Here is a 22,959-nt window from a genome sequence, read left to right on the forward strand (position 1 = left end):
ACGGCGGCGAAGATATTGCATATGCGCGGAATTATCCTCGCCGGGGGAACCGGTTCACGTCTGCATCCAATCACTCTGGGAATCAGCAAGCAGCTGGTCCCGGTCTATGACAAACCGATGATTTACTATCCGCTGTCCACACTGATGCTCGCCGGCATCCGGGACATCCTCATCATCACCACTCCGCACGATGCCGATCAGTTCCAACGTCTTTTGGGCGATGGCAGCCAGTTCGGCGTCAACATCACCTACACCCAGCAGCCCTCCCCCGACGGCTTGGCCCAAGCGTTCATCCTTGGCGCTGAACACATCGGTGACGGTCCCGTTGCCCTGGTCCTGGGAGACAACATTTTCTATGGACAAGGCCTTGGCACTCAGTTGCGGCGCTTCGAGAATATCGACGGGGGCGCCGTTTTCGGATACCGGGTTCAAGACCCATCGGCCTACGGGGTAGTGGAATTCGATGCCTCAGGCAAAGCAATCTCTCTCGAAGAAAAACCAGCGAAACCCAAAAGCCACTACGCCGTCCCGGGCCTATACTTCTACGACAACGATGTGGTCCAGATCGCCCGCGAACTCAAGCCCTCTCCCCGCGGCGAGCTGGAAATTACAGACGTCAACCGGGTCTACCTCGAGCGCGAAGAACTGCAAGTAGAAATTTTGCCGCGCGGAACTGCTTGGCTAGACACCGGAACGTTCAACGACCTCAACGACGCATCCGAATTCGTTCGCACCGTCCAGAAACGCCAAGGTCTTTCCATCGGGTGTCCTGAGGAAGTCGCCTGGCGTTTAGGCTTCCTCAGCGATGACGAACTGCAGGAACGGGCAGCTCCGCTCGCTAAGAGTGGGTACGGAAAATACCTTCTGGATTTGGTCGCAGAAGGGTTGGACGCCGCAACGGAGCGCCTCCAGCTGGCCCAACGCTGACTTATGACCGGCTCAACCTCCGTGCCGAAGTTGGTTGAGGTCCCGCACGATCTTCGGTACCGAGCGCAGAAAGCGGGCCCACCGGGCTTTGTGGGATTTGAACCGGCCCCTGAGGGACATATCGGCGTAAATGTCGCGGGACAGATGCACTTCCGGTGCGGGGAAGACGGCACGGAACAGCATCCCGGGCTTTTCCAGCAGGGGGGCCTGGGCGATCGCGATCAGCCGGGCGCTGCCCGGCTCTTTGGCCATGAGGCGGTTGAGCCATTCCGTGGAGGGCTCGGGCCAGTCCACCGTCACCGTTTGGGGAAGCAGGCCCTCCAGAAAAGGGCGCATGGCCGCGAGGGCACCCGTCGAGGTCGAGACGTCCAGGACGGCGGCGGCCAGCGACTCCCGTTCAGTGAGGTCGGCCAGGAATTCAAGTTCCTGCCGGCAATCCGGCAGGTGGGGCGAGCGGAGAGCGTGAAGTGCAAGGATCAGGATTCCCAAAGCCTTTGACGGGACCCGCACAACCTGCCCAGCAAGTTCCAGGTTCTCGGTGTTCGCCCACATCACCCTAAAGCAGTCATCGGGGGCGGTCTCCATCCCTGGAAAACGGAAGTGCACGTCGATACAACAAGGCCATTCCGGATGGTCGACAGTAACCGAGTGCTTGGGAAAGGTCGTGCTGTCCGGGTCTACTGGACGCTCCCGCCAGCCCCGTTCCCGGAGGCCTCGGAGTATCAGCTCCAGCTCCCCAGGATGCACAAACACGTCCACGTCGCCGGAAGTCTTTGGAAGGCGCAGCCCCTGGACCACGCTCGCCGGGCCCTTGATGAAGAAAGCCCGGATACCCAAGCTGTCCGCCACCCGCGAAACCAGGGCGTGGCCGAGGATGACGCCTTCGGGGATGCTGAGCTGAGTTTTGTCGCCGTGATTCGCCACAGCGCAGCCTAGTCCTTGGCCCTACGCCCGGCGGGCACGGCTTCGAGACGGGCTTCGACGTCGGTGACCGGCAGAGTGGACGCGCGACGGGGCCCAGCCACCGAGTGTCCAGCGGCCGCGGTTTCGGAGGTATAGGTGCCGTAGTAGGAGTAGGAGTCTGTTCCCCGGGTTGGCACGTAATTGAGGACCGCCCCCAGGACCCGGCCCTTGACCTTGTCCAAGTTTCCAAGGGACTGAGCGAGCTGCTCCTGGGTGCTCCTACCCGTCCGGATCACCACAATGGCCCCGTCTGCCACCCGCGAAAGTACGGCGGCATCGGTCACCGGAAGCAGCGGCGGGGCGTCGATCAGGACAATCGCGTTCTCGGCCAGGGCGTTGAGCATGTTCTGCATCGCCCTTGAACCCAGCAGCTCGCTGGGGTTGGGGGGAATTCGGCCCGAGCCGAGGACAGAGAGGTTCGGCACGGCGCCCCACGGCTGGAGGACATCCGCCAGCTCGGCCGTGCCGGTGAGGACGTCGGTGACCCCCACTCCCGGCACGAGGTTGAAAACGTCCACCAGTGTGGGGCGCCGAAGATCGCCGTCGACCACCACCACCTTTTCGCCCGCAGCCGCCATGGTGACCGCCAGGTTGGCCGTGACAGTGGACTTGCCTTCGGCCTGCACCGAGCTGGTGACTACGATGATCCGCGGCGGCTGGTCCACGTCAAGGAAGCTGAGGTTGGTGCGCAGTTCTCTGAGGGCCTCCGCCATGGCGCCGCCGGCGTCGTGAACCTGCCCTGCGGTACCGGTTTCCAGAATTGTACTTTTTGCGTCCAGGCGGTGGTCCACAGGGAGCGTGCCGATCACGGGAACGCCGAAGTGCCGCTCGATTTCCGCCGCGCTGCGGATGCGCCGATCCAGGTGCCGGCGGACCAGCGCATAGGCCACGCCGAGAGCCAGGCCTAACAGTGCGCCCAGAGCCAGGGTGAGCCTGACGTTGGGGGAAACGGGGCTGGTGGGAAGCACCGCTTTACCCAACGGAAGAACGCGCACGGCTGAAGCGGTGGTGGCGGTTGTCGGTCCAGTGTCGGGCTTTGCTGCCTCGCCGGGTACTGCCTCCGCGGGCGGTGCGGTTTCGATCGCCTCCACCTGGGCGGCGAGGCCGTTGACCCAGGCGTCGGCCACGCGCTGTGCGGTGGCCGGGTCCGGTGATTGGGCCGTCACCTTGATCTCTGCAGTGTCCAGCGGCACCTTCACGCTGATGGATCCGAGCAGGGCATCTGCTGTTGTTTTGAGGCCAAGGTCCGCGATGACCCGGTCCGCAACGAGTCTTGACTTGGCCACGGACTCGTAGTTCTTGACCTTTGCCTTAGCCAAGCTATCGCCGGCGAGGGAGAGGCTCACGTTGTCCGAGCCCGGAGTGACCACTATGCCGCTGGAATCGGAGGAGTAGATCTTGGGCTGGAGGACGGTCCAGCCGAACGCCGCCAGCGTGGCCAGCAGGGTGAACGCCACGATCGCCTTCCAGTACGTGCGGACTACACGCAGGTAGTCGGCCAGGTCCAGGCCTGCCTGCGCCTCCCCCGGGGTGGCTGTGGTGACGCTCATGGTGGTTCCTTCTTCAGGTTCGTGTATTGTGGCCCGGACTTCGGTGCCGGGTTACTGCTTCTGGTGGTCCCCCACGCGGCTGGCGGCTAGTTGCTGCCCTGTTCCAAGACTGATGTCGCGATGAGCTGCTTGACGGCTTCGGAGACGGCGTCCCGGTAGCCTTCCGGGTGGCCGTGTACTTTGCCGACTTCTTCGGCCAGTTGGTCTTCCGCTACGGCGTCCGCGGTTGCTTCCCAGAGGGCCAGCCCGATTCCGCTGAGGCGCACAATCTCCGAGTCGAGCATTACAAGCAGGTCGCCGTCGATGGTTACGGCATCTTTTGCTGCCGTCCGGCGGATGTAACCGTCCGGAAGGGCCGTCAGCCCGGTTGTCACTCCGGGCGCATGCCACTCTGGCTCCGAGGGATATTGCTCCCGGAAGAGCGGTGCCAAGGCTTCGGGCAGATCGGCGGCTTCCGAATACGCGACACGCCAGACTCCCCCGACGCCGTCGATCAGACGGCACAGCGACTGCAGCGGCTGGTCGATTTCAGCCTGTGAGGAGGAATCCGGGATCAGAGCCAGAACCGCGTCCGCGAGCGGCACTTTGCTCAGGGTCGGAAGGACCGGTTGAGTGCCGTCAACCCGGTCGAGCAGCACGATGGACTGGATAAACGGCTTGGCAGGAGCCGGCTGGAGTCCGAGCTGGTCCGGGCCCACCTGCCGCTTTGGAACGACGTACTCCTGCTTCAACGACAGCGGCTTAGGGTACGGAACCACTGAGCCGTCGGGCCTGATGGCCACCGTCTCGTCAGTGACGTAACCAAATGTTCCGGCTAGCGCAGTCGCTGCTGTCGTTTTGCCGGTTCCCGACTTCGCAACCAAAGCCACGACCGCCCCAGTGACCGGGTCAGCCACTCCGCAGGCGTGCAGCATGGTGAGCTCCCCCGCGTTTGCCAGTATGGCGGCGATAGTGAGCCGGGACGTGAGGTTCTCAGCCAGTTCATCAAAGGAAGCGGCCTGCAAGGCGAACGTGCCGAAGTCGTTCGCCGGCGCCTGATAGGTGACGGACGCTGAAAACGGCTGGGAGCCGTTGGGCTCCCTCGGCAGTGACGGAAGGTGGGGTGCACTTTCACTGGCACACCGCACCCACGCTGAGCGCATCCGTTCCCGCTGCTCCCCGGTGACGCCGCGGCCCCAGCGAACGGTGAACTCCACGCCTAATAGATTCAGGCACAGTGGGTCCCTGCTGCCCAGGACTTCCGCAACCTGCGGTGGATCCCCCGCCACTTGTACGTTGCTACCGCTCATGATTCCCCCGGATCTTATGCTGTTGCTGATTATTGGTTAGTGGCGTGGGCTGGTTCAATCAGGTGCTGGGCTGCAAGGTTGGCCAGGAAAGCTTCGATTTGGGACTGCATCTGGGCCGTCTGATCCTCGAAGCAGCACTCCAGTTCGGCGAGTAAGGCCTGCTCAGTCCGCTCGCCGTCAATCAGGTCCCAAATGGTTACTGCCGTGCCTTCCAGTACCACCGGTTGGTTTGCGTCTAGGTGAAGCACCGCTAACCGGTTTGCAGATTCGGTGCGGACCTTGGCGACGCAGTTGGAGTGGCGCCAGATCATGGGAAAGTGATTGACAACGATGAGGACGTAGATATTGTGGTCCCACTGACCGTAAGCGTCATCGTGTAGGTGTGAAGACCGGTTTTATTCGGCTTGGTGGTGTACTTGAACCCACCCAAGACGACATGGAGATTATGATTCCCCGGCGTCGTGGTCAGCGTTCCCGTGAAGGTCGTATTCTTACCTCCCTTACCGACTGTCGAGGTGCCTGTGCCAGGCGATGCTGAAGCGATTTCGATCAGCGATTTTTGCGAGCCAAGCGACGGAATGGTGATGGTGTAGGTGAGAGAAGTTTCCTTAAAGCCAGTTCCTGTTTTAATGTCGAAGGTCGTGGGCGCTTGAACAGCGAGTGAGCCGACACTTCCCGTGGCGGTTGATGCACCCACATTTCCCCAAGTGCCAGACGCGTCAGTCGGCCCCGGCGACGCCGACGCGGGCGGAGCCCCGACGGCCGTCACAATAACCGGCACCGTCCACGCCACACCCTTCATGACCCGGCGGCGGCTAAACCCGCCCTCGTCGCTGCTCGTGACCTCTGTGTTCAAAACCTCAGACAATTGTGCCCCCGTGTTTTTCAACTGCGGCCGCTGGGGCCAGCTCAGTGTTTGGCGCGTTGTCGCGACGCACCTACTCTTCCCAACGCGGCCAAAGGATAAATCAAACCGTTTGAAAGATTCCGTCAAGTTCTGCTCATTTTTGCTTTAAGACGCCCTCCAGCTGCGGCGATGACTACCAGATGTGGCACCCAAGCAACCTTTTGAACCAAAGACGAGCCACCGCCGTCGTAACGTTTACCCACAGGAGCCAAGTTGGCCCCAGAAGAGCACAATGTAGGGACAGGCAGGACCACACGGCCTGAGTTCCGGCGTCGAGGACGGTGCACCATGAAAGCGATTCAGGTCTGGTCCGCAGCACTGCTGATCGCAGCGCTCTCCTTAGGCGGCTGCGCCGCCGGCGGCGGAGGTTCCGGCGTCACCACCGTCCCGGGGAAGGCGCCTGATACGGGAACGGCGAGCGCTGCGACGGCGGCAGCCACCATCACCATCCAGGACTTCAAATACGGAGCGCCCATCACGGTGCCACCGGGCGCCACGGTGACGGTCACCAACATGGACGCCGCGGCCCACACCGTGACCGCGGACAAGGGCTCAGCCTTTGACGCGAAGGTGGCGGGACACGGCGGGACGGCCACCTTCACGGCCCCGTCAGCCCCGGGCACCTACCCGTACCACTGCACCCACCACCCCGACATGCACGGGACGCTGACGGTCAAATGAGCATGGCCCTGCGGGTACTGACAGCCCTCATGCTGTTCATCGATGCCGGCGTTCATCTCCATCTCGCCCCGGGTTACCAGGCCGCCACACCTGGCGGGATCGGGCAAGGCACCCTGTTCCTGCTCGAAGGCGCCGCAGCGGTCCTGTCCGCGGCCTACGTTCTGGTCCGGGGCAGCAGAGCCGCCTACGCCCTTGCCCTGGCCGTGGCGTTCAGCGGCTTCGTGGCCGTGGTGCTGTACCGGTACGTCGACATTCCCGCGATCGGACCGTTCCCGGCAATGTATGATCCCGTATGGTTTTTCGAGAAGTCGCTCAGCGCCGTCGCGGAGGGAGCCGGAACAATCCTCGCTGCCACGGGACTCATCCGTTCCGCTCCCAGGGGACGGCGGGTGACAGCTCCCTGAAAACCATCGAGAACAGGACCGCCGTCCGTGCCTCGTCCGACGCGATGACCGCAGTTGCCGTCTACGTCGTCGCGGGCACCTGGCTCTCGGCCGTGTCCTGGCCGGACCTCGGACTGCAGGCTTTTGGGTTGGGCGCGGGCGCTGTGGTCATCGGGAACGCCGCCGCGTCCGTCCTTCGCCGCACCCCGAGCTTCTCCACGCCCGCAGACCGTGTCACGTTACTCCGGGCCGTCGTCGTGGCCCTGTGTGCCGTGGCGGGCGTTCCGGTGCTGCTGACGGGAGCCCGCCCCGGCCCGTTGCTGATAATTCTGGGTGCCGTTGCCTTCCTCATGGACGCCCTGGACGGCCCCGTCGCCCGGCGCACCGGCACGGCATCGCCGGCAGGAGCACGCTTTGATACTGCTACGGACGCCGCCCTGGTGCTGGTCCTCTCCTGCGCAACCGCGGCCACGGTGGGACCTTGGACCCTCGGCCTCGGGGCGCTCTACTACTTCTTTGTGGCCGCCGGCCGCATCTGGCCCCACCTGCGCAGCCCGCTCCCGCCCCGCGCCGGCAGTAAAGCGATCGGGGCTTTCCAGCCGTTCGCGCTGCTCCTTGCCCTGGCCCCGGGCATCCCGCCGGCCATTGGAGTCGCCGCGCCCGCCCTGGCCCTTCCGCTGCTGGTGTTCTCCTTTGCCCGCGACATCGTTGCGCTGGAACGGCTCCGCCGGGTCCCGGTTTCCGTCCAGAGCCTGGGATAACAGTTGGTCAACAAAGCCAACCAGAGCCTGTACAAAAACAGAGCAGTGGGCGTACATTTCTGTTCAGGGACGGAACCGTTCAACGGCCTCCCAACCCGGTTCCTTTGCACGGGCCGCGGGCGCTGCTGTAGCAAATCGGCGGCACATGATGCAGCTAGGGAATGAGCCAGAATGGCCACCTCGCAGTACCAGCAATTTCTTGACGAAGCCACTCTTTTCGATCCAACCAGCGACTGCTCCCTCGGGCCTGACTGCCTGTACGGACTGTACGTCAGCTGGTGCCTCCTGAAGGGCCTCCAGCCCCACTCCGATGCAGCGTTCCGCACCGCCATGACCCGCTGCGGCATCGACGTCACGGACAGCAGGCTCACCATGACCGGCCCTGCCGCGGCCGAGTACATCCTGGCCAGCTACCCGGCGGTGGCCTGATGACCGTCAGGCACGACGGCGACGCCACGTGGCAGAGCCCGCCGTCGGACCCGCTGAGGTGCCTGCACTGCGGGAACGGTGCCCGGCTCGAGGTCACCGCCATAGACGCGCTCGACGCCGGCTCCCCCTTCGCGGGTTCCCCCTTCATGGTGGCGGTGACGTTCACGTGCAGTAAGTGCCGTGTTCCGAGCACCCTGGATGCCGACGTCGCGGAGGTGGCGCGGATCCTCAACCGGCCCGGCAACACGTCCGGGGTACTGGCCTTCGGCGGCCATTACATCCACTGCGGCCGGCCCATGATCCCCGTGGGCACCGAGCGCCGGAGCGTCCAGGCGAGCTACTCAGACCGGCCCGTCCCCGAGGCGCTGAGCGTGTACCTGTCCACCCGCGTCCTCCGGTGCGCGTGCGGGTTCCAAATCGAGATCCCGGACCGGCGGGCCAAGGCCACAGGCTAAGGCCGGCCCGTACTGGCCCTTTCCGCTGCTGGTGTTCTCATTCGGCCGCGGCATCGTTGCGCTGGAACGGCGCCGCCGGGTCCTGTCCTCCGTCTAGGGAAGCTGCGGGCCAAGACAGCCATACTCAACGTACTGAGGTGGAAACCGGCTTCAAGAAGAAGAGGCCCTGGGTGCGGTTGAAACCTTCCACCCGAGCAATGATGTGAAGGTTGTTTCCCTTGCCTAAGCCGTCGGGAATGTTCGAACCCGTCAGATGCAGATCGCTAACGATGTTCACGTCCTTGAACTGGAAGTTAGGTCCGGGCATTGACGTTGCGCTGTAGTTCCCGGCGCCGATCAGGATGTCGTACCTTGTCTTGTAGTCACCGTGATTATTCATGTCAGCGATATTTCCATCGAACTCAATGGTCCTACCTTTATATTTAGTTGCAAAGCCTTCGATGCGGTCGTAATCCAAATCTGTCGCGGTAAGAAGAGCTGCAAGTTCCGCATTGTTCTGTACAGTCAGGGTCTGCTCAGCCGTTGACGCCAATGGTGTAGGCGTAGCCGGTGCGCTGGGCTCAGTTGTCTGGCTCGGCTTCTCAGACGGCTTATTTGAGGGCTGTTCGCTTTGCACCACCGCGGCATTTGTCGGGGGCGTGTTCGCCTCCGGGGTGTCATCGCCCTCTTGGGCGACGCCGACGGCCACGATAATTCCGATGAGCAGGAGCGCCCCAGCCGCCGCTGGCAAGAGGTACCGGGGCCGCTTCGGCTTCAGGCGGCGGAAGGTCAACTTCGTCCGCAACAGCGGCTCCTGGCTCTGGGTAACGAATTCCCAGCCTTCTTTCTCCCACTTCGCCATCGTCCTGGCTTCCATTCCGCGCACTGTCTGCACGGACTTGATCTCGTAGCTTGCGTCGTCGCCAGCCATGAGGCTCCCCCCACTCCTAATAAAACCAGTTGTTTATGAAATCGTCGTGCACGTAGTGACGACCCGACCCCGCCGCCGCGTTCAGTCACGGGGCTCATCGAATATATCCGGGTTTTGCTCGACTAATTTCCCCGGGTCATGACGTTACGTGGTCGCAGGTTGGAGCCGGTCCCGGCCTGACGCTCACGCCGTCACAGAAATATCATCCTGCGGAAATACCCCGGCAATCTGGCCGCGGCATGCTGTGCATACGGGGACAAACCAGCAGGAGGCACAGCATGACGGCACAAACAGCAACGGCCAAGATTCAGGTGGACGACTACATCCAGGCGTGGCACAACGGCAAGCTCTTCCACCAGGGGCGGGTGACCGACGTCGTACGTTCACTTGAACTGATCTGGATCCTGGACGCCGATACCGGCGTGCGGAAGCTGCTGGATCCGGAAGCGCTGGAGATCGTCCGCATCGGGGGACCCCACAAGTAGGGGCTTCGGCAGCCCAGAACCTAGTGGCTTGTGCCTGAAATTCCGTTCAGGACCAGCCGATGGATTCTAGGGTCTGTTCTGCCGTCGCGGTCCAGGCGAATAGATGGGCAAGCTGGAAGGACACTTATGTGAGGCTAACGGTGCCCTGTGTTGGCTGTCCGTCTGGCTGCAACGATGATCCGTGTTGCCATCCATCGAATCCTGTAAAGCAAGCTCTTATGGCGGCTTGGTCGCTTCGATCCGGCACCGTGAAGCACGATTCGTCGGTTCAGCGCCTCGGCTCGTTGCTGGCAGCCACCGCAAGGAGTAATTCCCGCCAAGGAGGTTACCCGCTTTGCCGCGTCTCCAAGACCTATCTCCTGATGGGGACGGAACCCCGGAATCCGGACGCGCCGCAAGCTGTTCCGCCCGGGTCCTACAGTGTTCACGTTTCAGGTCCTGTCTCGGCTGACTGCAGTACAACCTTTTGTTCCCTCGTTCGCGGCTCAACGGTAATTTGCCGCATGAGTCCAGCGACGCCAACGTCCTGTTCCAGCTGGTTAACGGCTTGTAGGAAGATTTCGGGGTCTGCTCGGTAAGAGTTTGCGGCGATTTCCAGCAGCGAATCCGCGTATTCGAGTCCTCGGTCGCGGGCATATCTCCAAATTTCTTCAGGGAACGTCACGACCGGTTCTCCCGGTTTGGGGTCTTGGATTCTGGCGTATTTCTTGGAAACGTCAGCAAACCTGGCAACACAACGGGTCATCTCAGCTACCAGGACCGCATCAAAGTCGCAGGTTTCGCCCGTGAATTGCTCGTCGGTGTACGCGGAGCCGTACTCCTTTCCAGCATCGAACGCCGTAAATCCGATTGAGACGGAGTACGTCCCGTCAGCCGGGTCATTGAACGCCTTCAAGACACTGCGATTGGGTTCATTTACCACTTCATACCGGATGTGGGAGACTCTGTTTTCGCTTCGTCCCTTGGGCAGCGGAAACGGCCAACTGGAGCTTGATGCCACCGAAACCGTACCCGCTTTAGCTGTCACGGGCACTCCCCCTAAGTACCACTGGATTTCCACGAATCGGGTGGCCACCGAGGTTCTAATCATTTGGTCATGCAGCGTTCTCTTCCATGGCCACGTCCCCCGTCGGCAAAGGCCGCCGTTTTCCTCGGTGAATTCAAATGCCCCCGATTCAACCGACCGTGAAGCCTTTGTCGTCGTCTCCGACACAAGATTCGATACGTACGGAACACTGGGAGAGAGGCCGGAGGCCTGCAGCCCGGTCGCACTGGGGTCGCATCGTCCTTCTTGGGAACGAGGACTGTCGAAACACAGTTCACCCCCAGGATAGGTGGTACTGCCAAAGAGGGTTACGGAGGGCTTACTCCAAGTGAAGAGAGTGCCGTTCTCGCAACCCTCCAAGTGGATGAACACCCCGTATCGAGTCTCGCGGACCCAGGAGAAGTTGTAGCACCACTTGTGCGCAGTGCGGATTCCGGAGCATACGGCGAATGGCCAGTACCATTTAGGGCACCACCACCATTGCCGCTCTTGCACGTCCTTCTCAGTTGGCATGGCTTCTGATGCTCCTTTGGGGGAATTCACGGGGGCCCTACACCCTCGTGTTGCGGACACTAGTACTGGCTGCGTTACTCCAGCGTTACTGGGTTCGATCCTCCGGCTCTCCCGACTGGACGATCCAGTACAGGCCCAAAGTGGGCTTCGGCCATCTGGGTTCGTCCATCGGTGATCGTGCCTGGCGAGTGCGTCGATGCTTGAGATCCTCAGCCAGCACGTCGCATCACCGCGGCTCCGCCGTAGAATGGCGTCATGACACCGCAGGAGCTGGTCAACCTGGCGCACGTGCGCCGTGCCCGTGACCTGATCGACCGCGAGTACGCCAAGCCGCTGGACGTGCCCACCATGGCCGCCGGCGCGCTGATGTCCGCGGCGCACTTCTCCCGCCAGTTCAAGGCCGCCTACGGCGAGACGCCCTACAACTACCTGATGACCCGGCGGATCGAACGCGCCATGGCGCTGCTGCGCGCCGGGGCCAGCGTCACCGATGCGTGCATGGAGGTGGGCTCCACCTCGCTGGGTTCCTTCAGCTCCCGGTTCACCGAGATCGTGGGCATGACCCCCAGCGCCTACCGGGCCCGTGAGCACCACGCCGTGAAGGCCATGCCGTCCTGCATCGCCCGGCAGCACACCCGGCCCGCCCGCAAACCGAGCAGGATTGAAGAAGCGCCCGCGCCCGCGCTGAAATAGCGTGGAAGACATGAAAATCTCACTGAAATACGCACATGTCACCGTCAACGATGTGGACGAGTCCCTCCCCTTCTACCGCGACGCCCTGGGCTTCGACGTCCGGAACGACGTCGGCTCCGACGGGCAGCGCTGGGTCACCCTGGGCAGCGATGCCCAGCCCGACCTCGAACTGGTCCTCTCCCCTCCGCACGCCGGCCGCTCCCAGGCCGACGGCGACGCCATCCAGGAACTGCTCACCAAGGGCGTCATGCCCATGCTCGTGTTCACCACGGACGATCTCGACGCCACCTTCGAAAAGCTCCGCTCGTCCGGCGCCGAGGTCCTGCAGGAACCCATCGACCAGCCGTGGGGCCCGCGCGACTGCGCCTTCCGCGACCCGTCCGGCAACATGATCCGCATCAACCAGGGGTAGGTTTCACCCCACCACCGGAACGCACGACGTCGGCACTCACCTCGGGTGCCGACGTCGTGCGTTTCCGGCAGCACTTGACCTCGCCTGCCGGAGGTGGGACCGTGGGGCACGGTGCCACCTCAAGCAGCGGGGTGGTGCCTGCATCGGGCGGAACAGTGATTCCAGCCAGGAGAAGGCGGCATTCATGCGCGCAAAGGTCACCCGCAGCCCGAATAAACGCCGACGGCGGGGCCTGCGGGTCCTCGCGATCATCGCGTTGACGCTGCTCGGGCTGGTGGTTGTCTCCACCGTTGTGAACCTCCTTCTTGAGCGCGTTGAACGCGCAAACGCCACTCCCTACGGCGAACGGATCCAGATCGACCAGGGCACCATCAACGTCTCCCGGGCAGGTGACAGCGGGCCCACGCTGGTGCTGCTCAGCGGACTGGGCACCGCGGCTCCGGGGCTCGATTTCGCTCCGCTGGTCCGGGAACTGCCCGGCTACCGGACCGTGGTGGTGGAGGGCTTCGGCTATGGCTACAGCGACACCGAGGTCAGGCCGCGGACCATCGAAAACACCGCCGAGGAACTGCACTCGGTGCTCTCTGCGCTGGGCATTCATGGACCCTACATCCTGGCCGGGCACTCCATCGCAGGCTTCACCACCCTGTACTACGCCAACAAATATCCGGCGGAAGTCTCAGCCGTGATCGGGATCGACCCCACCGTTCCTACCGCTCCCGGGCCGCCACCCGGGTCTCCGGCACCTGCTGATGCGCCGCCGTCGGACAATTTCTGGGCACGTCTGCCGGCCACGCTCGGCCTGATTCGCTGGGCGGCAGCGCTGGGGCTGACGGACCCGGACAGCAGCAGCTACACGCAGGCGGAAATTGACCAGATGCGCATGCTCTCGAGCTGGAACTTCGGCAACGCGGCAGTGACCGACGAAACGGAACGGGTGGGCGAAAACGCCGCGAAACTGCACGGCCTCAGCTACCCCAGCCACATTCCGGTGCTGATGCTCCTTTCACGGGACACGCTGAACGGCCGAGCCGAATGGGTGGACCTCCACGAACGGCAGGTGGAGGCCGTCACGCGCCATGAGATCGTTGTCCTCGACGGCCCGCACTACCTGCACTGGAGCCATGCCAAGGAGATGGCGGAGAAGATCAACCAGTTCCTGGCGCCTGCGGCGGGGTAGGTTTCGGACGTGCTCAACCACCGGGGGCAGGGGGGGCGCCCCGGTGGTTGGCGCTTATCCGGCGGCCGTGGGCTGCGGGCTGAGGGGACGGCTGGAGGGCCGGGATGGCCCGGCTTGTTGGGCCCGACGGTAGATGACGTATTCCGCCACCGCCAGGCTGAGGACCCATGATGCGCCGAACAGCAGCGCCCGCGTCAGTTCATCCACCGGCCCCACCAGGAGGATCCAGGGGATGGTGACCACAACGATGGTTCCCTGCGCGATGCCGATGGCGTACGCCCGGGACATCCATTCACTGTGGCGGACATAGTTCCGGCGCCGCACGGCAATGAATCCCAGGATGATGAACGCCACCATGGCCGAGCCGAAGATCAGCCGCAGGACTAGGAGCAACGTCCCGTCCAGGGGCGGAAGGTCGTAAAAGACCGCCATCCACAGGCCCGACAGGGCTGCCAGCAGGCCCAGGGGGGCAAGGGTGCGGCCGGCAATCTTGTGCCAGCTGAGCCTGCCCCGTTTGCCCCGTCGCAGCGAGGGAACGAACTGGAACGCCCCGAGCAGCAGATAGATGGTGACTGACGGTATGTGGACGAGCACGGGGACCGGCGAGTCGAAGAACCGCGCGTTATCCGGCGTGACCTGGCCCCCTGACAGCTCGGTCAGGCGCTTTCCCCCGGCAATGACGGGGACGAGGCTCAGGAGGATCAGGCCGGCGGGCACAAGCCACCGCTTCCGCGGGTTCTGGCGGGAGCGGGGCACGATTTCCAGTGTCATGGGATTGCTCTCTGGCCGGGGCGCCGCATCACGCGGTCTGTAGGGATGCTGCCGCGATCGGCGGCGGATCGAGCGGGCCCTGGTCCAGCCGGAAGGGCGGGTACTTGTCACTCATCAAGGCCGCATATGTGATGGTCCGGATGGTCCAGCGGTTGATGCCCATGAGAAGGTCGAAGATTCCGAGCCGGTAGACGCCGGTGAAGAGCAGGATGACGGCGGCGATGCACACCAGCAGGCTGAGCAGGGAGAAGCTCGCCGCTGACGAGGACCCCAGGCTTCCCGTGAGGGCGGTGACGATGAGCAGTTGCGGCAGGACGAACAGCCAGGACTTGAACAGCACCTTCCAGTGCGAGAGCTTCACCGGGTAGGCAACATCCAGCTCGGCCGGATAATCACTGCGGGCGAGGGTGAAGGGCGGGTAGCGGTCCGTCCCCAGGACGCCGTAGGCGTAGAACGAGACGCGCCAGTTCCAGCGGAGCACGCCGACGCTGAATTGGAAGAGCGAGCGCGGATACCGGCCGGTGAACAGGATGGCAAAGCCCGCTGCCACGGTGACCACCAGGAAGGCGATCCAGAGCACCGCCAGGATGATGTAGTGCGGAATCACGAGGACCCATTTGACCAGCCAAAGCCATCTCGACAGCCCTGGGTCAAGGTGCCCCGTCATCTGGGACGGCTCGTTTCCCAGCCGGTCCGCTTCCTGGGAAGCACCGGGTGCAATCCCTCTCCCCAGGCCGGCAGCCCCCACAAGGATTAGGACCAAGGAGGCACCGAACGCGAGCAGGGCGGTGGTAACCCCGTCCATGCCGGAGGGTCGGTAGGCCGACAGGACACCCACTGTGGCTAGCCCGAGCAGGACCCCCACCACTACGGCAGTCATCGGCAGCGCGGGCATTCTGGCTACTGGCGAGTCTGGGCCCCGGGGGCTGCCCGGCATTGTGGTTGACATGGCTTTCTTCTTTCCTCAGGGGCTGACAGCGACGCCTTTTCGTACGCCGTACGATCACGCTACCGTACATTGTACGAATAAGCGATAGGTTTGGCGTTTTCCCCCTACCCCGCCTCAGGTGGGATTACTCCTCAACCGTGGCGCCGCCGTCGGGATGGGGAATTACCTTGGCGAGCCCGTCGAGAATGAGGTTCAGCCCGAAGTCGAACTCGTCCCCGAAGTCATACCCGGGTTTGAGCACGCGCTCAGTGGCAATCTCAACCAGGCGGGGATACTCCCCCTCGGCAAAGAGGTTCATGATCGAGGCGGTCACCTCGGTTGCGGCGTCCGGCCCGTGGAAGGGCAGGGCGGCTTCCTGCAGGGCGGATCCGTAGGTGTAGCTATCAAGGAGTGCGTAGGCGTGGGCTGTCATCTGCACCGAGAATCCGGCAGTTCGCAGGGTGGCCAGTGTGGCTTCATGGTGGCGGAGGGTGGACGGCCCCGGCGAACTGCGGGTTTCCAGCAGTCCCACCGCCCACGGGTGGCGCTTGAGTGCCCGGCGCACCGCGTGCGCTCTTTCGTACATTTCCTGCCGCCATTCGCCCGCAGGGGACGGGAGGGCGATTTCATTGAAGACGGCGTCCACGATGCCGTCCAGAATCTCGTCCTTGTTGGACACGTAGTGGTAGAGCGACATGGGCTTGGTACCCATGCTGGTGGCCAGGGACCGGATGGTCAGCCCGGCGATCCCCGACTCATCCGCGAGGACCAGGGCGCAGCCAAGCACCCTTTCGCGACTGAGCGGAACGCGTTTAGGGGGCAAATTTTGTGCGGTGGTGGACATCGGGGCTCCCAGCCGTAACGGATTAGTACTATGTACGCTACTTTACCGTACAGCGTACGAATGGGGTTGGGACCCAGCGGGTTGTCACACGACAATCCGCGGGGGGACGCTCGGCTTGTGAGCTCTTGTCGTTCGGGCCTAGATTTGGGCATGACCATTTCCCCCGAACATGAGCTCCTCCTTGAGCTGCAGGACCTGATTATCGGCACGGGATCCGTGGCCGACTTCCTGGGCGGGCTCTCGGTCATGGCCGCATCCTCGCTCAGCCGTGCAACCGGCACAACAATCGAGTGCGGCGTAACCCTCAAACACAACAAGCGGACCGCAACGGTGGGCGGCAGTACAAAACGTGCCATCCACCTGGACCAGATCGAGCAGCAGGTGGGCGAGGGCCCCTGTATTGAGGCGCTGAAGGTGAACGCTCCCGTCCTCCTGCCGGACGTCAGGACGGACCCCCGCTGGCCCACCTACCAGGCACGGCTGTTAGAGGAGGGATGCCTGAGCGCCCTTGGCGTGCCACTCGATCTCAGTGACGATGCCACCGCTGCCCTGAACTTTTTCGCTCCGGCCACCGGCGTGTTTACGGAAGACACCGTCAACGAGGCAGCAAGCTTCGCCCGGGTGGCGCGCAGCGCGGTCCAGTTGGCCGTACGGGTGGCCACCGCCGAGGGCGCAGCGGATGACCTGAGCGCGGCGATGATCAGCCGCACCGCCATCAACCTGGCCTGCGGCATCGTTATGGGCCAGAACCGCTGCACGCAGAACGAAGCCATGGACATCCTGATCAAGGTCTCCAGCCACCGGAACCAGAAGCTCCGTGACATTGCCGAGGAAATCGTCATGAAGGTTTCGGGCGAGGAACCCGTCACCTACTTCGACAAGTAAGTCCCGCCGTCGGGCCTCTTCGGCTGGCAGGGCGCTTTCGTCGTCCTGTTTGCCTCATGGGCCGGGCGGTGAGTCGACTCAGGCGACCTGGAGAAAGTCTTCGAGTAGGACGACTTCGAGGCCGGCGGCAAGCTGAGCCTGCCGGAAGGCTGCCATGTCTGCGGCGAATTCGGGGCGGAAATGCATCAAAACGATGTCGCCGGGCCGCAGGGCGTTGCCGACCTGGTAGTCCATGTGGCCGGCATTGGCCTTAGCTTCCCAAGTGATGATGGCTTGGAGGCCGGCGTCGGCGACGGCTTTGCGCATGACGTTGGAGTAGGCGCCCGCCGGAGGGCGGAATAGGGTGGGGCGCCGTCCGAACTGCTGCTCGGCGTAGGTTTGCATTCCGGTAATCTCGGCCAGTTGCTGGTCGTAGGACATTTGCCGGACCATGTTGGTGTTGTGGCTCATGGTGTGGTTCTCCACGAGGCTGCCCTGGGCCTGGAAGGCTTTGAAGAAGGCAGGGTTGTCCCGGACAAAGTTGCGGGTCAGGAACAGGGTGGCGGGAAGACCGGATTCTGCCATGAGCGCGGCCGTCTCGGGGGTCTTGGTGATTCCGTCGTCAATGGTCAGGAAGACCACCGGGTGCTGGGTTGGGATTCTGGTGATGACCGGGGCCAGTCCGTTCTGAACCGGAGGAATACGGTAATCGGGTATGAATCTCCTCCTGCTCTGCTTGGACGGTGCGGGCGACGGCGTCGCGGAAGCGCTGCCCCACGATGCCGCCGCAACCTGATCCGGATCACCGGGTGGCGGCTCAGAAACTGCAGTCTCTGGTCCGGCGCAGGCGCTTAGCCCTGCCGCCAGGGCGGCGCCGATCGCAGTGACGGCGGCGCGGCGCCCAACAGGTGCTGAACTGTGGAGTGAGGGATCCAAACACATAATGATGCTGCATTCAGGGAGGGCCGGGAGGACCTTCCTGCCTCATCATGGCATGGAGGGGTGCCGGGAGATAGGCGCGGGTGACGGCGTTGCTCTGGTGAAGGTAACGCCATTACCTTGACCGGGACAGCAGGGGCCCTCATGCTGGGTACCTAATTGCTTAGAGCCGAAACGGGGCCCGACCATGAACATCACCCGCGCAACGTCAATGCGAAACCGGTTCCACTATCCGCTGGCCGCCATTGCAGCAATGCTGTTGGTGCTCCACGCGTCCCCGGCGGAAGCCGCAACAGCCCCCGGCCCGGGCAATGACGTCTCATGGCCGCAGTGCGGCAAGGCGCTCCCCAAAGGCCAGACCTTTGGCATCGTTGGCGTCAACAATGGCCTCGCGAACACCACTAATCCCTGCCTCGCTACCGAGCTGGCCTGGGCCCATTCGTCAACGGGCGCTGCCGGACAACCCAAGGCCGCGCTCTACGTCAACACCGGTAATCCGGGGTCAGCTGGCGCGTGGTGGCCTTCGAGCAATACTTATGGTGGAACTGATGTGGCCAACCCCTACGGCCAGTGCACGGGCGGGTCTTTTGGGGCGGCCTGCTCATACATGTACGGGTATGCCAAGGCTTACGACGATGCGAACATCCGAGGCGTGAGCAGTCCTGCCTCATACACCTGGTGGCTTGATGTCGAAACCGGCAACAGCTGGTCCGCCGACAAGGCCGCCAACCGCGCGGATCTTGAAGGCATGATGGCCTATTTCGCGAGCATTGGTGCCACGAGCGGACTCTACTCGACAAGTAGCCAGTGGTCTCAAATTGCCGGTACCACTCCAACGACGAGCCCGCTCTACACCTCCAGGAGCTGGCTCGCCGGGGCAAGTTCACTGGCGTCGGCAAAGCGTATGTGTGCCGCTGCGCCGCTGACCGGAGGCGGCAAAGTCACGCTCACGCAGTATGTCTCGGGTGGCTTCGACTACGACTACTCCTGCGGCTGAGTCGCGGAAACCGCTCAAACACTTGATTTCCTTTCCCTGCGGGAGTGCACTGATTCCATGGCTTGTGCTGCGGCCATAAGTATGCGCCTTGGCGGAGCCTGGTCCAACAAGAAAGAATCACGGATGGAGATCGTCATGAGCACAGCGATGCTCGAAAAGAAGGCAGTGAAGCGCGCCATTTTCCATGTGCAACCCTGCAACGGGACGGACGGCAACAAGTGGGACCTGCATAAATTCAGGACCAGCAAGCACCAGTATTTCCGCACCCAGAAGGAAGCTCTTGCCGCAGCGCACGTGGCCGTCGGATCGCAGCCTGCGCATGTGGTGATGCACGCCCGGGACGGGCACGCCTACCGGGAATTCGACCTGAACTGAATCAAAAGAAAAGCGGTGGATGGCGAGGACACATCCGCCCCTAGGAGGGCGTGGGGCGCGCGCGGATATGCATCCGCTCGCCCTGCTGTCCGAACAGGCTGATGAACTCGACGGGTTTGCCGTCGGCGCTGGCGAACCAGTGCGGAGTATGGGTGTCGAACTCCGCTGCTTCGCCGGCGCGGAGTTCAAAGTCCTTCTCCCCCAGCACCAAGCGCAGCCGTCCGTTCAGGATGTAGAGCCATTCGTATCCCTCGTGAACGCGGGGATCGGGCTCGCCGCCGCGCGCACCGCCGTCGAGCACCATCTTGAACGCCTGCAAGCCGCCCGGCCGGCGCGTCAACGGAACAGCAGTCATGCCCGCATGCGTGATGGGCCGCAGGTGGATCCTCGGATCCCCGGTGGGCGGGGCACCCACCAGGTCATCAAGCGGAACCCCGTACAGCCTCGCGAGCGGCAGCAGGATTTCAAGGTTCGGCCTGCGCTGGCCGGACTCCAGCCGGGACAGGGTACTGACCGATACGCCGGAGGCAGCAGACACTTCCCCAAGGGTGAGGTTGCGTTCCGTGCGGAGGGCCCGAAGGCGCGGACCCACCGCCCCGAGCACGTCATCAAGTTCATTGGCCATGTCCCTCATTTTGCCATAACGGCAAGAATGTTTGCCACTTTGTCTTGCTGCGACGCATGCTGGTTTGACCGCCGTCGGACGCTGGCGGCGAACTTTGCCGAAGGGCAATCAGCATGGACACCACACGATACGACGTTGTGATCATTGGCGGCGGCGCCACGGGACTCAGCGCAGCCACCACACTGGCCCGGGCGCTGCGCTCGGTGCTGGTCATCGATTCGGGAACTCCCCGCAACGCACCCGCGGCGGGCGTGCACGGCTTTCTTTCCCGCGACGGTCTGAATCCCCGGGAACTCCTGTCCATCGGACGCAGCGAAGTGACCTCCTATGGAGGAACGGTCCTTGACGGCGACGCGGTCTCGGCACGGCGGACACCTTCTGATTTCGAAATTACTCTCGAAGATTCGCGCCGGTTCCTGGGCAGACGACTCCTGGTCACCACCGGCCTGACGGACGAACTGCCGCCCATCCCCGGGCTGGGGGAACAATGGGGCAAGGGCGTGGTGCACTGCCCCTACTGCCACGGCTGGGAAGTCCGCGGGCAACGGATCGGCGTGCTGGGCACCGGCCCGCTGTCCACCAACCAGGCACTCATGTTCCGCCAATGGTCCCCGGAGATCACCCTCTTCCTCAACGACACCGTGGAACCCACCGACGAGGAATGGGAAAAGCTCGCGGCCCGGTCCGTCCAGGTGGTTGACGGTGCCGTGGCCAGTGTTGACGCCGTGGATGGTGTCCTCACGGGGGTCACGCTCCGCGTTGGTCCGCAGTTCTCCGTAGCCGCCTTGGCTGTCGGGTCACGGATGGAAGCCAGGTCCGCGCTGCTGGAGTCACTCGGGCTTCCTTCGCAGGTGCACCCGTCCGGAGCCGGACGCTTCATCGAGACCGACGCTGTGGGCGGTGCGACGGCCATCCCGGGCGTTTATGCGGCGGGCAACGTCACCAACCTGATGGCCCAGGTGATCACCGCGGCGTCCGAGGGCGTCATGGCCGGCGCCAGGATCAACGCCGACCTCATCGACGAGGAGACCCGCTGGGCGGTTGAGGGGCGGTTCGGTCCCTTCTCGGCCGCCTCCGAAGCCGCCGTCTCAAATATGGTGCTGGGTGAGCGGGCTCACGGCATCGCAAGGTAGGGTTTCGGACATGGAACTCCGACTCGAGGTTGTACAGGTGCCCGTCTCCGATGTGGACCGCGCCAAGGCCTTCTACACTGACCAGCTCGGCTTTGTGCTCGATCACGACGTCGAACACATTCCCGGGATGCGCGTTGTCCAGCTGACGCCGCCGGGCTCTGCCGCGTCGATTGTCATCGGCACCGGCATGACCGGCATGGCCCCGGGCAGCCTCGAAGGCCTGCAGCTGGTGGTGCCGGACATGGCCTCCGCGCGTGCCGAACTAGTGGGCCGGGGCGCCCCCGTCAGCGAAGCGCAGGACATGGGCGGGTTCGCCTTCGCCTACTTCAGCGACCCCGACGGCAACCGGTGGGTCATCCAGGAGATCCCGGCGCGGTAAAACGTTAGGCGACGCTACCGCTTATAAACCTCTCGCCGGTGTGCCACGCGAAATATAGTGACAGTCAAGACTTCGTCATGGATCTCGTAGAGCACGCGGTAGTCCGCGATACGGATCCTCCATGCGTTCTGTTCGCCAACCAGTTTCTTGCACCCAGCCGGGCGCGGCTCGATTGCCAGGCCGGCTATGGAGACAAGAATTCGTCTACGGGTAGTGATCTCGAGCTTGCGGAGCTCCTTGGCTGCTCCGGCGGTGAACTCGACCGTATAGTCGGTCACTCCTAAATTTCAGCTTGAAGCTCGGCGAGACTCACTCGCTGTCCATCGTCCTCGGCTTTGGCGGCACGAAATTCGGCGAGATCCACTGCGTCCTCGAGCTCTTCCAAACGTTCCAAGTCCTCGACGCCTATGAGGAAAGCCACCGGCTTGCCATGGCGCGTGATTTGCACGCGCTCATGTCCATAATTTGCCCTGTTCACGACATCGGGGAGATGTTCACGCAGTGCGCCAACGGTCACAGAGCGGGGATCAGATTCCATGCAGACAGTGTAATCCACGATCTGGCGTTTCGTACAAAACTGCCCAAAGTGGCAATACGTAAAGAATTATTGCGCGGTAGTCAGTTTTTCCACCATCCAGTCGACTAAATAGGGTACCCCCTACTCTTGTCCTCCCCCCGGCACCTCCCTACCATGATGCGTACCGACTCTGGGGGTTTGGCAATGCTAATCGAACAACACCTGACCTGGCGTGGCTCCGGCTCGGGAGCCCTGCTCGATATCCACGGCCATTCGGAGGCCGCCCTGGCGGGTTCCCTGGCGCGGATCGTCGCTGCGTCGCTCAGCGGACTGTCCCGCTTGAAGGCGGACAGCACCGTGACGTTGGTGAGGCCGGACGGAACGGTGTGCCTTGGGGCAAATACTGAGGGCACCGCCGTCGAGCTTTCCCACTGGGACCAGCGCACCGGACAAGGCCCCACCGCGCGGGCACTGAGCGGCCGGCTGTCCATCATCCTCAACGACCGCTGCCCGGACCCGCGCTGGCCGGAGTACCGTGGCAGCCTCACGGCGGCAGGTTACCTGTCCGCCGTCGCCATTCCCCTCCAGCTGGAACGCGGTTACAGTGCCGCCCTGACCCTCTATTCCGCGACGGCGAACATGTTCGCCCCGGTCGTTGCCACCAAGGTTCTGGTGTTCTCCGGCGTCGCGGCCAAGAGCCTTCGGCTGGCACTGAAGCACCGGGCGGATCTGGCCCAGTCCGCCGAATACCGCGCCACTCTCGCCAGCAGCGCCGCGATCAACACCGCCTGCGGCGTGCTCATGGGACAGCAAGGCTGCACCTACGAGGCTGCGCTCCAGACGCTCCGGCAGGAATCGAAGCAGCGGAACCTCACCGTCCGCAACGTTGCCGAGGGCCTCCTGCAGGTTCTGCCCGGCGGGATCCCGGCCAGCCACTTCACAGCCCGCGCCTGACCCGGCGCCTCGCTTACCAGGGTCGCCGCCCCGTCCTGCTCCCCCACCCC

30 protein-coding genes are annotated in these 22,959 nt (G+C 63.5%); 16 read left to right on the forward strand and 14 right to left on the reverse strand.

What is annotated here, in order from left to right:
- The first annotated feature begins 21 nt into the window (after positions 1-21).
- On the forward strand, positions 22-927 hold the full coding sequence (rfbA, locus tag AB4Y73_RS01615; RefSeq protein WP_441867944.1) for a glucose-1-phosphate thymidylyltransferase RfbA: 906 nt from the start codon (positions 22-24) through the stop codon (positions 925-927).
- Between the two features lie 12 nt (positions 928-939).
- Here rfbA and AB4Y73_RS01620 read toward each other — a convergent pair whose 3' ends face one another.
- The 5 genes from AB4Y73_RS01620 to AB4Y73_RS01640 form a co-directional block, all read right to left on the reverse strand.
- Complete coding sequence (locus AB4Y73_RS01620) at positions 940-1,851, reverse strand: nucleotidyltransferase family protein (RefSeq protein WP_441867698.1); 912 nt, start codon at positions 1,849-1,851, stop codon at positions 940-942.
- Between the two features lie 8 nt (positions 1,852-1,859).
- A complete protein-coding gene (locus tag AB4Y73_RS01625; protein ID WP_441867700.1) occupies positions 1,860-3,440 on the reverse strand; it encodes a polysaccharide biosynthesis tyrosine autokinase in 1,581 nt (526 codons plus the stop codon).
- Between the two features lie 86 nt (positions 3,441-3,526).
- Positions 3,527-4,729 carry a hypothetical protein gene (locus AB4Y73_RS01630; protein WP_441867702.1) on the reverse strand — a complete coding sequence of 401 codons (1,203 nt, stop codon included), beginning with the start codon at positions 4,727-4,729 and terminating at the stop codon, positions 3,527-3,529.
- A gap of 29 nt (positions 4,730-4,758) precedes the next feature.
- A complete protein-coding gene (locus AB4Y73_RS01635; protein ID WP_441867704.1) occupies positions 4,759-5,040 on the reverse strand; it encodes a PqqD family protein in 282 nt (93 codons plus the stop codon).
- Positions 5,037-5,585: a hypothetical protein gene (locus tag AB4Y73_RS01640; RefSeq protein ID WP_441867706.1), complete on the reverse strand. Its 549-nt coding sequence runs from the start codon at positions 5,583-5,585 to the stop codon at positions 5,037-5,039. Before AB4Y73_RS01640 ends, AB4Y73_RS01635 begins: the two co-directional genes overlap by 4 nt.
- A 339-nt stretch (positions 5,586-5,924) precedes the next feature.
- On the opposite strand from AB4Y73_RS01640, the gene AB4Y73_RS01645 reads away from it, so the two are divergent.
- The 5 genes from AB4Y73_RS01645 to AB4Y73_RS01665 all read left to right on the forward strand — a co-directional run bounded on the left by AB4Y73_RS01645 (position 5,925) and on the right by AB4Y73_RS01665 (position 8,345).
- Positions 5,925-6,317 carry a cupredoxin domain-containing protein gene (locus AB4Y73_RS01645; protein WP_441867708.1) on the forward strand — a complete coding sequence of 131 codons (393 nt, stop codon included), beginning with the start codon at positions 5,925-5,927 and terminating at the stop codon, positions 6,315-6,317.
- Complete coding sequence (locus tag AB4Y73_RS01650; RefSeq protein WP_441867710.1) at positions 6,314-6,721, forward strand: hypothetical protein; 408 nt, start codon at positions 6,314-6,316, stop codon at positions 6,719-6,721. The genes AB4Y73_RS01645 and AB4Y73_RS01650 overlap by 4 nt, the downstream gene beginning before the upstream one ends.
- A gap of 44 nt (positions 6,722-6,765) precedes the next feature.
- Complete coding sequence (locus AB4Y73_RS01655) at positions 6,766-7,461, forward strand: CDP-alcohol phosphatidyltransferase family protein (RefSeq protein WP_441867712.1); 696 nt, start codon at positions 6,766-6,768, stop codon at positions 7,459-7,461.
- A 171-nt stretch (positions 7,462-7,632) separates the two neighbouring features.
- The gene (locus tag AB4Y73_RS01660) at positions 7,633-7,890 is read left to right on the forward strand and encodes a hypothetical protein (RefSeq protein ID WP_441867714.1); all 258 of its coding nucleotides are present in this window, start codon (positions 7,633-7,635) and stop codon (positions 7,888-7,890) included.
- On the forward strand, positions 7,890-8,345 hold the full coding sequence (locus AB4Y73_RS01665; RefSeq protein WP_441867716.1) for a hypothetical protein: 456 nt from the start codon (positions 7,890-7,892) through the stop codon (positions 8,343-8,345). Before AB4Y73_RS01660 ends, AB4Y73_RS01665 begins: the two co-directional genes overlap by 1 nt.
- 124 nt (positions 8,346-8,469) lie before the next feature.
- Here AB4Y73_RS01665 and AB4Y73_RS01670 read toward each other — a convergent pair whose 3' ends face one another.
- Positions 8,470-9,255, reverse strand: coding sequence for a DUF4839 domain-containing protein (locus tag AB4Y73_RS01670; protein WP_441867718.1), 786 nt, complete (start codon positions 9,253-9,255; stop codon positions 8,470-8,472).
- A gap of 278 nt (positions 9,256-9,533) precedes the next feature.
- On the opposite strand from AB4Y73_RS01670, the gene AB4Y73_RS01675 reads away from it, so the two are divergent.
- Complete coding sequence (locus tag AB4Y73_RS01675; RefSeq protein WP_441867720.1) at positions 9,534-9,740, forward strand: hypothetical protein; 207 nt, start codon at positions 9,534-9,536, stop codon at positions 9,738-9,740.
- A 424-nt stretch (positions 9,741-10,164) separates the two neighbouring features.
- Here the strand turns inward: AB4Y73_RS01675 and AB4Y73_RS01680 are convergent, their stop codons facing one another.
- Positions 10,165-10,635: a hypothetical protein gene (locus AB4Y73_RS01680; protein WP_441867722.1), complete on the reverse strand. Its 471-nt coding sequence runs from the start codon at positions 10,633-10,635 to the stop codon at positions 10,165-10,167.
- Between the two features lie 918 nt (positions 10,636-11,553).
- Between AB4Y73_RS01680 and AB4Y73_RS01685 the strand changes: the two genes are divergently transcribed.
- The 3 genes from AB4Y73_RS01685 to AB4Y73_RS01695 all read left to right on the forward strand — a co-directional run bounded on the left by AB4Y73_RS01685 (position 11,554) and on the right by AB4Y73_RS01695 (position 13,583).
- On the forward strand, positions 11,554-11,991 hold the full coding sequence (locus AB4Y73_RS01685) for a helix-turn-helix transcriptional regulator (protein WP_441867724.1): 438 nt from the start codon (positions 11,554-11,556) through the stop codon (positions 11,989-11,991).
- A gap of 10 nt (positions 11,992-12,001) precedes the next feature.
- Positions 12,002-12,403 carry a VOC family protein gene (locus AB4Y73_RS01690; protein ID WP_441867726.1) on the forward strand — a complete coding sequence of 134 codons (402 nt, stop codon included), beginning with the start codon at positions 12,002-12,004 and terminating at the stop codon, positions 12,401-12,403.
- 184 nt (positions 12,404-12,587) lie between these two features.
- Complete coding sequence (locus AB4Y73_RS01695) at positions 12,588-13,583, forward strand: alpha/beta fold hydrolase (RefSeq protein WP_441867728.1); 996 nt, start codon at positions 12,588-12,590, stop codon at positions 13,581-13,583.
- Between the two features lie 54 nt (positions 13,584-13,637).
- Here AB4Y73_RS01695 and AB4Y73_RS01700 read toward each other — a convergent pair whose 3' ends face one another.
- From AB4Y73_RS01700 to AB4Y73_RS01710, 3 genes are all read right to left on the reverse strand, one after another.
- Entirely contained in the window at positions 13,638-14,354 is a 717-nt protein-coding gene (locus tag AB4Y73_RS01700; protein WP_441867730.1) for a DUF2306 domain-containing protein, read from the reverse strand.
- A 28-nt stretch (positions 14,355-14,382) separates the two neighbouring features.
- A complete protein-coding gene (locus AB4Y73_RS01705) occupies positions 14,383-15,303 on the reverse strand; it encodes a DUF4389 domain-containing protein (protein WP_441867732.1) in 921 nt (306 codons plus the stop codon).
- Between the two features lie 124 nt (positions 15,304-15,427).
- Positions 15,428-16,126, reverse strand: a complete 699-nt coding sequence (locus AB4Y73_RS01710) for a TetR/AcrR family transcriptional regulator (RefSeq protein ID WP_441867734.1) — start codon at positions 16,124-16,126, stop codon at positions 15,428-15,430.
- A 150-nt stretch (positions 16,127-16,276) separates the two neighbouring features.
- Here AB4Y73_RS01710 and AB4Y73_RS01715 point away from each other — a divergent pair, with 150 nt between their 5' ends.
- Complete coding sequence (locus AB4Y73_RS01715) at positions 16,277-17,011, forward strand: GAF and ANTAR domain-containing protein (RefSeq protein WP_441867736.1); 735 nt, start codon at positions 16,277-16,279, stop codon at positions 17,009-17,011.
- Between the two features lie 78 nt (positions 17,012-17,089).
- Here AB4Y73_RS01715 and AB4Y73_RS01720 read toward each other — a convergent pair whose 3' ends face one another.
- On the reverse strand, positions 17,090-17,926 hold the full coding sequence (locus AB4Y73_RS01720; RefSeq protein ID WP_441867738.1) for a polysaccharide deacetylase family protein: 837 nt from the start codon (positions 17,924-17,926) through the stop codon (positions 17,090-17,092).
- 190 nt (positions 17,927-18,116) lie between these two features.
- On the opposite strand from AB4Y73_RS01720, the gene AB4Y73_RS01725 reads away from it, so the two are divergent.
- Together AB4Y73_RS01725 and AB4Y73_RS01730 are read left to right on the forward strand one after the other, a co-directional pair.
- Positions 18,117-18,926, forward strand: coding sequence for a hypothetical protein (locus tag AB4Y73_RS01725; RefSeq protein ID WP_441867740.1), 810 nt, complete (start codon positions 18,117-18,119; stop codon positions 18,924-18,926).
- Positions 18,927-19,061: 135 nt separating this feature from the next.
- A complete protein-coding gene (locus AB4Y73_RS01730; protein ID WP_441867742.1) occupies positions 19,062-19,301 on the forward strand; it encodes a DUF2188 domain-containing protein in 240 nt (79 codons plus the stop codon).
- A 40-nt stretch (positions 19,302-19,341) separates the two neighbouring features.
- On the opposite strand, the gene AB4Y73_RS01735 is transcribed toward AB4Y73_RS01730, so the two are convergent.
- A complete protein-coding gene (locus tag AB4Y73_RS01735; protein WP_441867744.1) occupies positions 19,342-19,926 on the reverse strand; it encodes a helix-turn-helix domain-containing protein in 585 nt (194 codons plus the stop codon).
- A gap of 113 nt (positions 19,927-20,039) precedes the next feature.
- Here AB4Y73_RS01735 and AB4Y73_RS01740 point away from each other — a divergent pair, with 113 nt between their 5' ends.
- Together AB4Y73_RS01740 and AB4Y73_RS01745 are read left to right on the forward strand one after the other, a co-directional pair.
- Complete coding sequence (locus AB4Y73_RS01740) at positions 20,040-21,059, forward strand: NAD(P)/FAD-dependent oxidoreductase (RefSeq protein WP_441867746.1); 1,020 nt, start codon at positions 20,040-20,042, stop codon at positions 21,057-21,059.
- A gap of 10 nt (positions 21,060-21,069) precedes the next feature.
- Positions 21,070-21,438, forward strand: coding sequence for a VOC family protein (locus tag AB4Y73_RS01745; RefSeq protein ID WP_441867748.1), 369 nt, complete (start codon positions 21,070-21,072; stop codon positions 21,436-21,438).
- A gap of 14 nt (positions 21,439-21,452) precedes the next feature.
- On the opposite strand, the gene AB4Y73_RS01750 is transcribed toward AB4Y73_RS01745, so the two are convergent.
- Both AB4Y73_RS01750 and AB4Y73_RS01755 read right to left on the reverse strand, forming a co-directional pair.
- A complete protein-coding gene (locus tag AB4Y73_RS01750) occupies positions 21,453-21,716 on the reverse strand; it encodes a type II toxin-antitoxin system RelE family toxin (protein ID WP_441867750.1) in 264 nt (87 codons plus the stop codon).
- Positions 21,717-21,718: 2 nt separating this feature from the next.
- Positions 21,719-21,976 carry a type II toxin-antitoxin system Phd/YefM family antitoxin gene (locus AB4Y73_RS01755; RefSeq protein ID WP_441867752.1) on the reverse strand — a complete coding sequence of 86 codons (258 nt, stop codon included), beginning with the start codon at positions 21,974-21,976 and terminating at the stop codon, positions 21,719-21,721.
- 183 nt (positions 21,977-22,159) lie between these two features.
- Here AB4Y73_RS01755 and AB4Y73_RS01760 point away from each other — a divergent pair, with 183 nt between their 5' ends.
- A complete protein-coding gene (locus AB4Y73_RS01760; protein WP_441867946.1) occupies positions 22,160-22,909 on the forward strand; it encodes a GAF and ANTAR domain-containing protein in 750 nt (249 codons plus the stop codon).
- Positions 22,910-22,959 lie beyond the last annotated feature (50 nt).

Source organism: Pseudarthrobacter sp. TAF60_1, assembly GCF_052113505.1.
Lineage (GTDB): Bacteria > Actinomycetota > Actinomycetes > Actinomycetales > Micrococcaceae > Arthrobacter.

Excerpts from the sequence above, each read along its gene's own strand:
- rfbA (WP_441867944.1), top strand. The coding sequence starts at position 22 with ATGCGCGGAATTATCCTCGCCGGGGGAACCGGTTCACGTCTGCATCCA.
- AB4Y73_RS01625 (WP_441867700.1), bottom strand. The coding sequence starts at position 3,440 with ATGAGCGTCACCACAGCCACCCCGGGGGAGGCGCAGGCAGGCCTGGAC.
- AB4Y73_RS01630 (WP_441867702.1), bottom strand. The coding sequence starts at position 4,729 with ATGAGCGGTAGCAACGTACAAGTGGCGGGGGATCCACCGCAGGTTGCG.
- AB4Y73_RS01635 (WP_441867704.1), bottom strand. The coding sequence starts at position 5,040 with ATGATCTGGCGCCACTCCAACTGCGTCGCCAAGGTCCGCACCGAATCT.
- AB4Y73_RS01645 (WP_441867708.1), top strand. The coding sequence starts at position 5,925 with ATGAAAGCGATTCAGGTCTGGTCCGCAGCACTGCTGATCGCAGCGCTC.
- AB4Y73_RS01650 (WP_441867710.1), top strand. The coding sequence starts at position 6,314 with ATGAGCATGGCCCTGCGGGTACTGACAGCCCTCATGCTGTTCATCGAT.
- AB4Y73_RS01655 (WP_441867712.1), top strand. The coding sequence starts at position 6,766 with ATGACCGCAGTTGCCGTCTACGTCGTCGCGGGCACCTGGCTCTCGGCC.
- AB4Y73_RS01660 (WP_441867714.1), top strand. The coding sequence starts at position 7,633 with ATGGCCACCTCGCAGTACCAGCAATTTCTTGACGAAGCCACTCTTTTC.
- AB4Y73_RS01665 (WP_441867716.1), top strand. The coding sequence starts at position 7,890 with ATGACCGTCAGGCACGACGGCGACGCCACGTGGCAGAGCCCGCCGTCG.
- AB4Y73_RS01670 (WP_441867718.1), bottom strand. The coding sequence starts at position 9,255 with ATGGCTGGCGACGACGCAAGCTACGAGATCAAGTCCGTGCAGACAGTG.
- AB4Y73_RS01675 (WP_441867720.1), top strand. The coding sequence starts at position 9,534 with ATGACGGCACAAACAGCAACGGCCAAGATTCAGGTGGACGACTACATC.
- AB4Y73_RS01685 (WP_441867724.1), top strand. The coding sequence starts at position 11,554 with ATGACACCGCAGGAGCTGGTCAACCTGGCGCACGTGCGCCGTGCCCGT.
- AB4Y73_RS01690 (WP_441867726.1), top strand. The coding sequence starts at position 12,002 with ATGAAAATCTCACTGAAATACGCACATGTCACCGTCAACGATGTGGAC.
- AB4Y73_RS01695 (WP_441867728.1), top strand. The coding sequence starts at position 12,588 with ATGCGCGCAAAGGTCACCCGCAGCCCGAATAAACGCCGACGGCGGGGC.
- AB4Y73_RS01700 (WP_441867730.1), bottom strand. The coding sequence starts at position 14,354 with ATGACACTGGAAATCGTGCCCCGCTCCCGCCAGAACCCGCGGAAGCGG.
- AB4Y73_RS01705 (WP_441867732.1), bottom strand. The coding sequence starts at position 15,303 with ATGTCAACCACAATGCCGGGCAGCCCCCGGGGCCCAGACTCGCCAGTA.
- AB4Y73_RS01710 (WP_441867734.1), bottom strand. The coding sequence starts at position 16,126 with ATGTCCACCACCGCACAAAATTTGCCCCCTAAACGCGTTCCGCTCAGT.
- AB4Y73_RS01715 (WP_441867736.1), top strand. The coding sequence starts at position 16,277 with ATGACCATTTCCCCCGAACATGAGCTCCTCCTTGAGCTGCAGGACCTG.
- AB4Y73_RS01725 (WP_441867740.1), top strand. The coding sequence starts at position 18,117 with ATGAACATCACCCGCGCAACGTCAATGCGAAACCGGTTCCACTATCCG.
- AB4Y73_RS01730 (WP_441867742.1), top strand. The coding sequence starts at position 19,062 with ATGAGCACAGCGATGCTCGAAAAGAAGGCAGTGAAGCGCGCCATTTTC.
- AB4Y73_RS01735 (WP_441867744.1), bottom strand. The coding sequence starts at position 19,926 with ATGGCCAATGAACTTGATGACGTGCTCGGGGCGGTGGGTCCGCGCCTT.
- AB4Y73_RS01740 (WP_441867746.1), top strand. The coding sequence starts at position 20,040 with ATGGACACCACACGATACGACGTTGTGATCATTGGCGGCGGCGCCACG.
- AB4Y73_RS01745 (WP_441867748.1), top strand. The coding sequence starts at position 21,070 with ATGGAACTCCGACTCGAGGTTGTACAGGTGCCCGTCTCCGATGTGGAC.
- AB4Y73_RS01755 (WP_441867752.1), bottom strand. The coding sequence starts at position 21,976 with ATGGAATCTGATCCCCGCTCTGTGACCGTTGGCGCACTGCGTGAACAT.
- AB4Y73_RS01760 (WP_441867946.1), top strand. The coding sequence starts at position 22,160 with ATGCTAATCGAACAACACCTGACCTGGCGTGGCTCCGGCTCGGGAGCC.